Source organism: Achromobacter sp. UMC71 (genome assembly GCF_014170305.1).
Taxonomy (GTDB): Bacteria; Pseudomonadota; Gammaproteobacteria; order Burkholderiales; family Burkholderiaceae_B; genus Achromobacter.
The window spans coordinates 42,412-54,302 of record NZ_LZZT01000002.1 but is presented as its reverse complement, the minus strand read 5'-3'; the positions used below and the strand labels follow the sequence as shown (position 1 = coordinate 54,302).

Annotated in this window: 13 protein-coding genes and 1 tRNA gene; 11 read left to right on the top strand and 3 right to left on the bottom strand. The window is 64.1% G+C overall.

Features of this window, described 5'->3' with window-relative positions; translation table 11 throughout:
- Window positions 1-40 precede the first annotated feature (40 nt).
- Window positions 41-832, top strand: a complete 792-nt coding sequence (gene tatC, locus A9974_RS00465) for a twin-arginine translocase subunit TatC (protein WP_183002236.1) — start codon at window positions 41-43, stop codon at window positions 830-832.
- Between the two features lie 139 nt (window positions 833-971).
- The gene (locus A9974_RS00460) at window positions 972-1,403 is read left to right on the top strand and encodes a helix-turn-helix transcriptional regulator (protein ID WP_183002235.1); all 432 of its coding nucleotides are present in this window, start codon (window positions 972-974) and stop codon (window positions 1,401-1,403) included.
- Window positions 1,404-1,425: 22 nt separating this feature from the next.
- On the opposite strand, the gene A9974_RS00455 is transcribed toward A9974_RS00460, so the two are convergent.
- On the bottom strand, window positions 1,426-2,586 hold the full coding sequence (locus A9974_RS00455; RefSeq protein ID WP_183002234.1) for a trypsin-like peptidase domain-containing protein: 1,161 nt from the start codon (window positions 2,584-2,586) through the stop codon (window positions 1,426-1,428).
- Window positions 2,587-2,605: 19 nt separating this feature from the next.
- Here A9974_RS00455 and A9974_RS00450 point away from each other — a divergent pair, with 19 nt between their 5' ends.
- A complete protein-coding gene (locus A9974_RS00450; RefSeq protein WP_183002233.1) occupies window positions 2,606-3,382 on the top strand; it encodes a Nif3-like dinuclear metal center hexameric protein in 777 nt (258 codons plus the stop codon).
- A gap of 70 nt (window positions 3,383-3,452) precedes the next feature.
- Here A9974_RS00450 and mscL read toward each other — a convergent pair whose 3' ends face one another.
- Complete coding sequence (gene mscL, locus A9974_RS00445) at window positions 3,453-3,902, bottom strand: large conductance mechanosensitive channel protein MscL (RefSeq protein ID WP_025139949.1); 450 nt, start codon at window positions 3,900-3,902, stop codon at window positions 3,453-3,455.
- Window positions 3,903-4,042: 140 nt separating this feature from the next.
- On the opposite strand from mscL, the gene petA reads away from it, so the two are divergent.
- The 8 genes from petA (at window position 4,043) to A9974_RS00405 (ending at window position 10,285) form a co-directional block, all read left to right on the top strand.
- Complete coding sequence (gene petA / locus A9974_RS00440) at window positions 4,043-4,684, top strand: ubiquinol-cytochrome c reductase iron-sulfur subunit (RefSeq protein WP_025139950.1); 642 nt, start codon at window positions 4,043-4,045, stop codon at window positions 4,682-4,684.
- A gap of 74 nt (window positions 4,685-4,758) precedes the next feature.
- On the top strand, window positions 4,759-6,147 hold the full coding sequence (locus A9974_RS00435) for a cytochrome bc complex cytochrome b subunit (RefSeq protein WP_183002232.1): 1,389 nt from the start codon (window positions 4,759-4,761) through the stop codon (window positions 6,145-6,147).
- 24 nt (window positions 6,148-6,171) lie between these two features.
- Window positions 6,172-7,023 carry a cytochrome c1 gene (locus tag A9974_RS00430; RefSeq protein ID WP_183002231.1) on the top strand — a complete coding sequence of 284 codons (852 nt, stop codon included), beginning with the start codon at window positions 6,172-6,174 and terminating at the stop codon, window positions 7,021-7,023.
- A 152-nt stretch (window positions 7,024-7,175) separates the two neighbouring features.
- Complete coding sequence (locus A9974_RS00425; RefSeq protein WP_006388039.1) at window positions 7,176-7,787, top strand: glutathione S-transferase N-terminal domain-containing protein; 612 nt, start codon at window positions 7,176-7,178, stop codon at window positions 7,785-7,787.
- Window positions 7,788-7,799: 12 nt separating this feature from the next.
- Window positions 7,800-8,240 (top strand): ClpXP protease specificity-enhancing factor, encoded by a 441-nt coding sequence (locus tag A9974_RS00420; RefSeq protein WP_183002230.1) that lies wholly within the window; start codon window positions 7,800-7,802, stop codon window positions 8,238-8,240.
- Between the two features lie 207 nt (window positions 8,241-8,447).
- A complete protein-coding gene (locus A9974_RS00415; RefSeq protein ID WP_183002229.1) occupies window positions 8,448-9,503 on the top strand; it encodes a tetratricopeptide repeat protein in 1,056 nt (351 codons plus the stop codon).
- 181 nt (window positions 9,504-9,684) lie between these two features.
- A tRNA-Thr gene (locus tag A9974_RS00410) sits at window positions 9,685-9,760 on the top strand.
- A gap of 318 nt (window positions 9,761-10,078) precedes the next feature.
- Entirely contained in the window at window positions 10,079-10,285 is a 207-nt protein-coding gene (locus A9974_RS00405) for a sulfatase (RefSeq protein ID WP_183002228.1), read from the top strand.
- A 135-nt stretch (window positions 10,286-10,420) separates the two neighbouring features.
- Here A9974_RS00405 and A9974_RS00400 read toward each other — a convergent pair whose 3' ends face one another.
- A complete protein-coding gene (locus tag A9974_RS00400) occupies window positions 10,421-11,809 on the bottom strand; it encodes a GntP family permease (RefSeq protein ID WP_183002227.1) in 1,389 nt (462 codons plus the stop codon).
- Window positions 11,810-11,891: the final 82 nt, after the last annotated feature.

Below are 11,891 nucleotides of genomic sequence, written 5' to 3'. Positions count from 1 at the left end.
CCCCCCCGGCCAAGCCCGCCACGCCCTCCGGAACGACAACGTGACCCAGGACGCCTCCCAAGAAGACGGCCAGCAGGAAAGCTTCATTTCCCACCTGGTCGAACTGCGCACCCGCCTGCTGCGCGCGGTCGCCGCGGTGGTGATCGTATTCATCATCCTGTTCATCTACCCCGGCGCGTCCGCCATCTATGACGTGCTGGCCCAGCCCATGCTGGCCTCGCTGCCGCAAGGCACCCGCATGATCGCCACCGGCGTCATCACGCCCTTCATGGTCCCGGTCAAGGTCACCATGATGGCTGCCTTCATCGTGGCGTTGCCGGTCGTGCTCTACCAGGCCTGGGCCTTCGTCGCGCCCGGCCTGTACAAACACGAGAAGCGCCTGGCGCTGCCGCTGATCATCTCCAGCACCTTGCTGTTCATCGCGGGCATGGCGTTCTGCTATTTCGTGGTGTTCCGCACGGTCTTTCACTTCATCGCGACCTTCGCGCCGCAATCCATCACGCCGGCGCCTGACATCGAGGCTTACCTCAGCTTCGTCATGACGATGTTCATGGCCTTCGGCATCACGTTCGAAGTCCCCGTGGCCGTGGTGCTGCTGGTGCGCATGGGCGTGGTCGAACTGTCCAAGCTCAAGAGCGCGCGCGGCTATGTGGTGGTGGGCGCCTTCATCATCGCCGCCGTCGTCACGCCGCCCGACGTGGTCAGCCAGTTCATGCTGGCCGTGCCGCTTTGCCTGCTGTACGAGATAGGCCTGATCTGCGCGCGGCTGGTCACACCCAAGCCCGGCGCCGAAGACGCCGCGGCCGACGCCTCGCTGACCGAGCGCCACTGAGCGGACACCGCTGATACAGCCCGGGGCCGGCCCCCGGGCGGACCGCCAGCGGCGCAAATACGCCGCACCGGCTGCAAGCGACACAACAAGCAGACCGTTTCCGCTTGTCCCGGCGGGGCTGCAATCCTACATTGCAACCATGTCGCTTGCCCTCCGGCTGCGCGCCCTGATGCGGCGGCGCGGCATCAAAAGCCAAAACCAGCTGGCACGCCTTTCCGGCGTGCCGCAGTCCTGCATCCACCGCATCCTTACCCGCGAAGACCGCTACTCGCCCACGCGCGGCACCTTGCTACGGCTGGCCAAGGCACTGGGCACGCACGTGCCCTGGCTGACCGACGGCATGGCCGATCCGGCCAATGGCGGCGTCACGCTGCCGCAGCCCGATACTTTGCCCAATGGCTACTGCACCGAGATCTGCGCGTTGCTGCGGCGCCAGCCCGAAACCACCCAAAGAAAAGTGCTGAAAGTCGTGCGCCTGATGATCGAAGACGCCGGAGCCAAGCCCGCCCCGCCAGAGTCGGCCGCCCGACGTGCCGCGGGACGCGCCGGCATCAAGCGGGACCTTGCATGAGCCCCCGCGACGCCGTCAGGCGTCAGCGCGGCAGCCCAGGGCGCGTGCCCACCACCACCGTCACCTCGGTCGTCTTGCCGCCGCGCAACACCCCCAGCGTCGCGCGCTGCCCAGGCGGCAGCTGCGCGATCTCGGCCAGCAGCCCCGAGGTGTCCGTCATCGGCTTGCCGTTCAATGTCTGCACGATATCGCCAACCCGCAGGCCGGCCTTGGCGGCTGGCCCGTCGCGTAGCACACCCGCGATGATTACCCCACGCGCATCGCGCTCCATCTGGAACGCGCGCGCCAGTTCCGGCGTCAGGTCCTGCGGCTCCACCCCCAGCCAGCCGCGCTTGACGCCGCCGGTCTTGACGATCTCGTCCATGACCTTGCGCGCGATATCGATCGGCGTTGCAAAACCGATGCCCAGCGATCCGCCCGACTCCGAATAGATGGCCGTGTTGATGCCCACCAGATTGCCCTGTGCATCCACCAACGCGCCGCCCGAGTTGCCCGGGTTGATGGCCGCATCCGTCTGGATGAAATTCTCGTAGGTATTCAGGCCCAGCCCGTTGCGGCCCAGCGCCGACACAATCCCCTGCGTGGTCGTCTGCCCCACGCCGAACGGATTGCCGATCGCCAACACCACGTCGCCCACCCGCAGACCGCGGTCCGGCGCCAGCGTGGCAGCGGGCAGATTGCGCAGCGTCGACAGCTTGAGCACCGCCAGATCTGTATCCGGATCGGCCCCGACCACCTTCGCCGTATCCTTGCGGCCATCCGCAAGCGCGACTTCAATGGCATCGGCCGCCTGCACAACGTGATAGTTCGTCAACACGAAGCCGTCGTGATTGACCACCACGCCCGACCCCAGGCTGGTGCTGGCCTGGCGCCGGCTGACCCCCGGCACCTGGCCGAACAGCTGGCGCAAGATGGGGTCCTCGGGCAGCGGCACCAGCGGCACGTCGACGTGCTTGGTGGTGTATACATTGACCACCGACGGCGCCGCCCGCGCCACGCCATCCGCATACGACACTGCCCCCACGAGCGGCCGCGCGCCGGTCGCCACCACGGGCTGCGGCGTCTGCGGCCCGGCAGCGGGCCCGCCCAGCCGCAGCAGGTCGGGGCGCAAGGTGGTCACGACGAATAGAATACCCAGGCAGACCGTGACGGCCTGAGCGAATATCAGCCAATATCGGCGCATGTTTCTGATAGGACTAGCAATGAGTAAAGTGGACTCCCATGTCCTGGCCGCCTGGCTGGACGACACCCTGCAAGCCGCCCGTTTCAAGGACTACTGCCCCAACGGGCTGCAGGTGGAAGGCCGTTCCGAAGTCGGACACATTATCACCGGTGTCACCGCCAGCGAAGCGTTGCTGCGCATCGCCGTCGAACGCGGCGCCGACGCCGTGCTGGTCCATCACGGCTGGATGTGGCGCAACGAAGACCGCCGCGTCATCGGCACCCGGCGCACCCGCATGGCGCTGGCGCTGAAAAACGACCTGAACCTGTACGCCTATCATCTGCCCCTGGACGCGCACCCCACGCTGGGCAACAACGCCCAGCTGGCGCGCGTGCTGGGCCTGACGCCCGAACGCCGTGACGACGGCGCGCCGCGCACCTGTGGCGCCGACAACCTGGTCTGGCTGGGCACGGCCGCCGGACTGTCCACCCTGGGCGAACTGGCCGCGCGGGTCCAGCAACGCCTGGGCCGCCAGCCCCTGGTCGTCGGCAACCCCGACCAGCCGCTGGGCCGCATCGCCTGGTGCACCGGCGGCGCCCAAGGCATGCTGGCCGACGCCATCGATGCCGGCGCCACCGCCTACATCACCGGCGAAGCCTCGGAATCCACCTTCCACCTGGCGCAGGAAACCGGCGTAGCCTTCATCGGCGCCGGCCACCACGCCACCGAACGCTACGGCGTGCAAGCCCTGGGGCAAGCCGTGGCCGAGCGCTTCGGCATCCAGGTCGACTTCGTCGATCTGGATAACCCGATATAGGGAAAACGACGAGATGCGGCCCCGCAACGAGCCGCCTCCCACGAAAAAGGCGCCCCGCGGGGCGCCTTTTTTACGGCCGCTTGAGCAGGTCGCGGATCTCGCGCAGCAGCGCCACGTCCTCAGGCGTCGCAGCCGGTGCGGCCGGCGCTTCCTCGGCCTTGGTGCGAGCCTTGTAGATGGCCTTGACCATCCAGAAGATCACGAACGCCAGCAACACGAAGTTGATGATGATCGTGACGAAATTGCCCCACGCGAACACGTTCGCGCCTGCCTTGGTCAGATCCGCGTAGGTCATCGGACCGTTGTATCCAGCGGGCATCGACAGCACGAGGAACTTGTTGGAAAAATCGACGGAACCGCCAAGCACGAAATTGACCAGCGGCATGACGATGTCCTTGACCAGCGAATCGACAATCCTGCCGAATGCCGCGCCAATGATCACACCAACCGCCAAGTCGACCGCATTACCTTTAACAGCGAAATCTCGGAATTCTTTGACGAAACCAGTCGCTTTGCTCATAAAAGCACTCCCTTCGTGATACGCCCGCCAGTGGGCTGGCGCTATAATACGCGGTTGCTATGTTGTTACACATTCCCGCGAACCCGATGCCGCAGAAGTGATGCTACTCGTAGAGCGGGCGCATCAACAAGGATAGGAAGATGAGTCAGGATACGCTGGTGCATGACGATGACGGTGCGGTTGATCCCAACCTGCCACCTGATCCTTCGCGACGTTTCTGGGTTACCACCGCCTGTGCTGTGGGTGGCGTAGCAGGTGTCGCAACGGCAATACCCCTAGTAAGCACGTTTTCCCCCTCTGAAAAAGCCCGCGCCGCCGGGGCCCCCGTGGAAGTCGACATTGGCGATATCCCCGTCGGCACCATGAAAACGGTGGAATGGCGCGGAAAACCTGTCTGGATCATTCACCGCTCTCCTGAGCAGCTTGCCGGCCTCAAGAGCCAGGACGCCCTTCTGGCGGACCCTGACTCCAAACGCGCCGGTTTCACGCCGAAATACGCAGAAAACGAAGGCCGGTCGCGCAAGCCCGAAATCTTCGTCTGTGTCGGTATCTGTACTCATCTGGGCTGCTCGCCCACCGCGCACTTCGAGACAGGTGGCGGTGGCGGCATGGGCGCTTCCTGGCAAGGCGGATTCCTCTGTCCCTGCCACGGCTCCACGTTCGACCTGGCTGGCCGGGTCTACAAGAACAAGCCCGCTCCCGATAATCTCGAAGTCCCGCCGTACCAGTATCTCACCGACACCCGCATCATCGTGGGCGTCGATGAAGACAACAAGGCCTGACGCTCGCGTCGCGCTTTTTTCCCGAATTACGTAAGTAAAACAAATACGCCACGTATTAGAGAAGGAGCCGTTACATGGCTGGCGAGAAAACCGTCGAGACGACAGGCCTGTTGGGCTGGCTGGACCGGCGCTTCCCGGTGACATCCACCTGGAAAGCCCATCTGTCCGAGTACTACGCACCGAAGAACTTCAACTTCTGGTATTTCTTTGGCTCGCTGGCGCTATTGGTGCTGCTGCTGCAGATCGTGACCGGCATCTTCCTGGTCATGCATTACAAGCCGGACGCCGAACGCGCGTTCCAATCCGTCGAATACATCATGCGCGAGGTCCCGTGGGGCTGGCTGGTGCGCTATATGCATTCCACCGGCGCGTCGATGTTCTTCGTCGTCGTCTACCTGCACATGTTGCGCGGGCTGCTTTACGGTTCGTACCGCAAGCCGCGCGAACTGGTGTGGATCTTCGGCGTCGCGATCTTCCTCTGTCTGATGGCCGAAGCCTTCTTCGGCTATCTCCTGCCGTGGGGCCAGATGTCCTACTGGGGCGCGCAGGTGATCGTGAACCTGTTCGCGGCCATCCCGTTCATCGGCCCTGAACTGTCGATCTGGATCCGCGGCGACTACGTCGTGTCGGACGCCACGCTGAACCGCTTCTTCGCCTTCCACGTCATCGCCATTCCGCTGGTGCTGGTGGGGCTGGTCGCCGCGCACCTGGTGGCCCTGCACGAAGTCGGCTCGAACAACCCGGACGGCGTCGAAATCAAGGAAGGCCCGAAAGACAAGTACGGCCGGCCCAAAGACGGCATTCCGTTCCACCCGTTCTACACGGTGCACGACCTGGTTGGCGTGGCGGGGTTCCTCCTCGTCTTTGCCTTCATCGTGTTCTTCGCACCGGAAATGGGCGGGTACTTCCTCGAGTTCAACAACTTCATCCCTGCTGACTCGCTGAAGACGCCTCCGCACATCGCCCCGGTCTGGTATTTCACGCCGTTCTATTCGATGCTGCGTGCCACCACCGACGAGTTCACCTGGGTCCTGGCCGGCGCTTCGGTGCTGGGCGCCATCGCGCTGCTCCTCAAGAGCAACCTGAAGGGCTTCATGCGCATCGCCGTCCCCGGCATCCTGATCGTCGTGGCCGTGCTGCTGCGCGTGATCGACGCCAAGTTCTGGGGTGTGGTCGCCATGGGCGGTACCGTGGTCATCCTGTTCTTCCTGCCGTGGCTGGACCATTCGCCGGTCAAGTCGATCCGCTACCGCCCCACGTGGCACAAGTGGATCTACGGCATTTTCATGGTCAACTTCCTGGTGCTCGGTTACATCGGTACGCAGCCGCCCAGTCCGCCGTTGAACATCACGTCGCAGATCGGCACGCTTCTGTACCTGGCATTCTTCTTCCTGATGCCTGTCTGGAGCCGCCTGGGCACCTTCAAGAAAGTGCCCGACCGCGTCACGTTCCACGCCCACTGAGCCCACGAGAATAACGGACTAACCATGATCAAGAAGCTGATTGGTGCCGTGGCCTTGATGCTCACGTGTACCGCCACTTTCGCCGCCGAAGGCGGCTATCCGCTGGACAAGGCGCCGTATCGCGTCACCGACATGGCGTCGCTGCAAAACGGCGCCAAGCTGTTCGTCAACTACTGTCTGAACTGCCATAGCGCATCATCGATGCGCTACAACAAGCTCAAGGACATCGGGCTGACCGACCAGCAAATCAAGGAAAGCCTGCTGTTCACCGGCGAGAAGGTCGGCGACATGATGAATATCGCCATGACCGCCAAGGACGCCAAGAAGTGGTTTGGCACGACGCCCCCGGACCTGTCCGTGATCGCCCGTGCCAAATCCGTCAACGCCGGCCCTTCGGGTTCCGACTACATCTACACCTATCTGCGCACGTTCTACCGCGACACTTCGCGCGCCACGGGCTGGAACAACCTGGTGTTCCCGGCCGTGGGCATGCCACACGCCCTCTGGGAACGCCAAGGCCCGCGCGAGCTGACCACGGTGGCCATGCACGAGGTCGAAGGCAAGGAAGGCGCCCCGAAAACCTGGGAACGGGTCACGACGGTGTACGATGCTCAAGGTTTTTCCACGGTCAAGGCTGAACCGGTAGCCAACTACCACGGCCATGCCACCTTCGATGCCAAATTTAAGGCCGCCAACCCGGCCCAAGTCGCAACATACGACAACGACGTCGCCGACCTGACTGCGTTCATGTCCTGGATGGCCGAGCCCGTCCAGACTTTCCGCGTCAAGCTGGGCGTCGGTGTCATGTTGTTCCTGCTGTTGTTTTTCCTGGTGATGTGGCGTTTGAACGCCTCTTACTGGAAACACGTGCGCTAACCGCAACGCCCCGCCAGGCTCACCTTCCGGCCCCAATTTTCAGGGCCGAGAGCGGCGGATAGGGCTGTACGCCTATCCCCGCCTGGCAATCGGGGCCAGCGCCTGCTAGATTAAGGCGCTGGCCTTTCGTTTTTCATAAAGGACTTACCGCCATGATGGTGCTCTATTCCGGAACCACGTGTCCGTTTTCGCAACGCTGCCGCTTCGTGTTGTTCGAAAAGGGCATGGATTTCGAGATCCGCGACATCGACCTGTACAACAAGCCCGAAGACATCTCGGTGATGAACCCGTACGGTCAAGTGCCCATTCTGGTCGAGCGCGACCTGGTCCTGTACGAGTCGAACATCATCAACGAGTACATCGACGAACGCTTCCCGCACCCGCAGCTGATGCCCGCCGACCCGGTCATGCGCGCCCGCACGCGCCTGTTCCTGTACAACTTCGAGAAAGAACTGTTCGTTCACGTCTCGACGCTGGAAGACCGCAGCGCCAAGCCGGACGAGAAGAAGCTGGCCAACGCCCGCCAGAACATCCGCGACCGCCTGGCCCAGCTGGCCCCCATGCTGCTCAAGAACAAGTACATGCTGGGCGAAGAATTCTCCATGCTCGACGTGGCTGTGGCTCCGCTGCTCTGGCGCCTGGACCACTACGGCATCGAACTGCCCAAGAACGCGGCGCCGCTGCAAAAGTACGCCGAACGCATCTTCTCGCGTCCGGCCTACATCGAAGCGCTGACGCCTTCGGAAAAAGTAATGCGTCGCTAAGGTTGTTGTGTGATGGGTGAAACTTCGACCAAACCGTATCTGATCCGCGCGCTGCACGAATGGTGCACCGATAACGGCTATACGCCGTACATCACCGTGCAGGTCGACGAGCACACGATGGTGCCCGTCGCCCACGTGCGCGACGGACAGATCACACTGAACGTCGGCACGCTGGCCACCAACCGTCTGGTGCTGGGCAATGAATTCATCGAATTCCAGGCCCGCTTCAGCGGCGTGACCGAAAACGTCTACGTTCCCGTGGGTGCCGTCAGCGCCATCTACGCGCGCGAAACCGGCGCGGGCATGGGCTTCGAAGTACAGCCCTACGAACCGCCGGCGCCGGGCACGCAAAGCGCGTCCGACACCGCCGCCCCTGAAGCCGACGCGGATGCCGCGCCCGATGACGGCGGCGACGACGAACCCAAGCGTCCGCGCCTGACCATCGTCAAATAGCGCGCCACGCGGGGACCGGATGCTCTTGATTCGACAAACCATCCCCGCGCGTTGCACCGGCCAGTCGCGCCGGTGCCACATGCCCGCCCTTGGACGCCCCTTTTCAGGGGCGTTTCTTCGTTCCGCGCCTGCCTCGATCCGTCAGCATCGCGGCGGACAGCGGCACGCATTTACGTTCGTTGTCGATGTCCACTCCGATCGGTGGGAATGATGAAATACATGATGGCCGCCTGGCTCTGCGCGACGCTGGCGGGCAGCCTCCCTGCCGCCGCCCTGGCGCAGGCAGCGCCCCCCCCGGCGCCCGTTGCCGCGGCGACGGATACCGCCGCGGCGCGGCAAGCGCTCGACGGCGTATCCGCCACGCAGTGGGTGGCCATGCGCAACGACATGCTCAGCCAGTTGGCCAACGCGGCACCATTGGCCGACTATCGCGCGCTGGCGGAATCGGGCAACGCCCGAGCCCAGGCGCTGCTGGGTTTCATCTACGCCAGCGAGCACAGCCTCGTGGCCGGCCTGGCGCAAGACCTGCCGCAAGCTGCCGGCTGGTTCCGGCTCGCCGTCAAGCAAGGCGACGTTCCCGCCCACGTCGGACTGGGCCTGCTCACGCTGCACGGCATGGGCGCGGCCCGTGACGATGCCGAAGCCGCCCGGCTGTTCCGCTACGCGGCAGATCGTGGCAGCAGCGCAGGCCAGGCCAACCTGGGCGACCTGCATATCGAAGGGCGCGGCGTCCCGCAGGATCCGACCGCGGCGGCGAGCCTGTATCGTCTTGCCGCCGAGCAGGGCCACATGAACGCCCAAACCAACCTCGCCGCGCTCTACGCCCAGGGCTGGGGCGTGCGCCAGGACGACGCCGAGGCCATGCGCCTGTACCGGCTGGCGGCGGCGCAGGGCAGCACGCAGGCCTACGTGGGGCTGGGCAACCTGTATCGCACCGGCCAGGGCGTGCCCCAGGATTACGCCGAGGCGGCGCGCCTGTACCGGCAGGCCGCCGACGGCAACGACGATGTGGGAAAGCTCTACCTGGGCCATATCTACGCCGCGGGGCTCGGCGTGACGCGCGATTACGCCGAGGCGGCCCGTTGGTACGAACTGTCCGCCCGGCAGGGCAACCCGCAGGCGCTGGGCAACCTGGCGGAGCTGTATCTGCGGGGCTGGGGCGTGGCGCAGGATGCCGCCATGGGACGCCGGCTGATGCAGGCGGCGGCCGAGCGTGGCCATGGCCCGGCCCGCGATTGGCTCGCGGCCAACCCCGCGCCATAGGCTGCCTCGCGCCACGCCGGTTCGGACACGGGCACGCCAAACACGGCCGGGCGGCTCCGCGCGGCAAACACCCGGCGGCCATGAAGCGTCCGCCCGCCGTCCGGCAGGGACACCGGGTGCCGGAAAGGATCTTCTTTTTTCATTACAATGCAGTCCCTGCGCATGCCCCCGGGCGCGCCGTGCCGGTGTAGCTCAGTTGGTAGAGCAGCTCACTTGTAATGAGAAGGTCGAGGGTTCGATTCCTTTCACCGGCACCAATTGAATGGCGAGGCAATACTTGCCTTGGAACCCGCGTCAGCCAACGGCTACGCGGGTTTTTTATCGCTCCGAGCAATGCCACGACATCTGGCTGGGACTGTGAGTCCTTCCACTCCCATTCAAGGTGGAATAATGGGCTTTTCCTCACACCCATCGAACCTTGTCTGACTTGCTGGCTTCGAGGGTGAAGAACGGCGTTTCCTGGCAAGCATCGAGCGAAGATCGTGCCTATTATTTGGTTGAACGAAATGACGTTGTGGAAATTGTTGGTGCCGGAACCAAGGCCATCAGCGACTTTGTCACGAAGAGGTATTGAAATGAACGCTGTCACCAAGAAGCTCTCCGAGGCCTTCGTCAAAGAGTCCAGACTCATTTCGAAGCCAGGTGCAGTCATCAAGGTTCATGAACTGACGCTTACAGATGTGGGCGTACGTGCCATTACAAGTGGGAGCGCAGGAATCCGGCAAGGTGCGCGTGAAGACGCTGGCCCACCGTCGCCCATGAAGAAAATGGCGCCGACATGAACGCATGGAGCAACTCCACGAACACCATAGATGGGCTGCTACCCGTCAATGTTGCGGTCCTTTAGGCCCCCCAACACCCAGTAAAAAGCCCAACCAAGCGGTTGGGCTTTTTACTTTCTTAGACCGGCCTTCCAATCACCCCAGCGCCGGCAGCATGTTGAACAGCAACACCATGATCAGGCCCACCACCGAGACGATGGACTGCACCACCGAGATCGTCTTGGTGGCTTCGCCCATGGTCATGCCGAAGGATTCCTTGACCATCCAGAAACCCGCATGATTGGCGTAGTTGAAGAACAGCGAACCGCAGCCGATCGACAGCGCCAACAGGGGCAGGTTCAGGTTGGGGTCGGCGCCGGCCAGCGGGGCCAGCAGGCCCGCGGCGCCTACGATACCGACCGTGGCCGAGCCGGTGGACACCGACAGCAGCATGGCGATCAGCCAACCCAGGATCAGGGGCGGGAAGGCAAACTGCTGAGTCAGGTGCACGATGGCATCGCCCACCTTGGCGCTGGTCAGTACCTGCTGGAAGGCGCCGCCGCCGGCGATGATCAGCATGATCCCGGCGATGGGCTTGAGACTCTGGCCTAGCGCATTGCGCAGTTTTTCGGCATCGCCGCCGCGCGGCAAGGCCAGGGTGGCCATGGCGAACAGCACGCCCAGCAGCATGGCGACCAGCGGGTTGCCCAGGAACGCGGCCGCGTGCAGCAGGCCCGAGCCCTTGGGCAGCAGCATCTCGGCCACCGCATGCACCAGCATCAGCAGCGCCGGCAGCAAGGCCGCCAGCACGCCCAGGCCCACGCTGGCCGGGACGCGGCCATTGGCGGCTTCCTGAGTGGCGGTGAACTGCTCGAGCAGGGCGTCGTCAGGGCGCGTGGTCATGCGCGGCGCGATGAAGGCGCCGTACAGGGGGCCGCCCAGGATCATGGCGGGCAACGCGGCGATGAAGCCGTAGATCATGGTCGGGCCGACCGTGGTCTTCAGGCTGGCGATCGCGGTCAGCGGCCCGGGATGAGGCGGCACCATGCCATGCATGGCCGCCAGGGCCGCAATGACGGGCACGCCGACGTAGACGTAGGCCGAGCCCTTGAAGCGTTCCTGGCTTTCGAGCTTGCGCGCCACGCTGAAGATCAGCGGCAGCATCACCACCAGGCCCACTTCGAAGAACATGGGGATGCCGATGACAAAAGCCACCAGCGTCATGGCCCAGGGAATCAGGCGGACGGAGGTGCGGGCCAGTATGGCGTTGGCCAGGCGTTCGGTGGTACCGGAATCGGCCAGGATCTTGCCCAGCATGGCGCCCAGCGCGATCACCACGCCGACCGCGCCCAGGGTCTTGCCCGCGCCGTCGGTCAGGCTTTTGACGATGGCGGTCGGTTCCATGCCCGTGGCAAAACCCACGCCCAGGGAAACGATCAGCAGCGCCAACAGCGGATGCATGCGGACGCGTGAAACGATGAGAGCGACCAGCACCAGAACGCTCACCAGCGCGGTAAGCAGCAATTGAATGTCGAACGAAGACATGGATAAACCCAAAAAAACGAGAGAGGTCGCGAACCTTCTGGGCGTCATGATACGGGATCGGCCTGTCACAGGCGGGCAATAA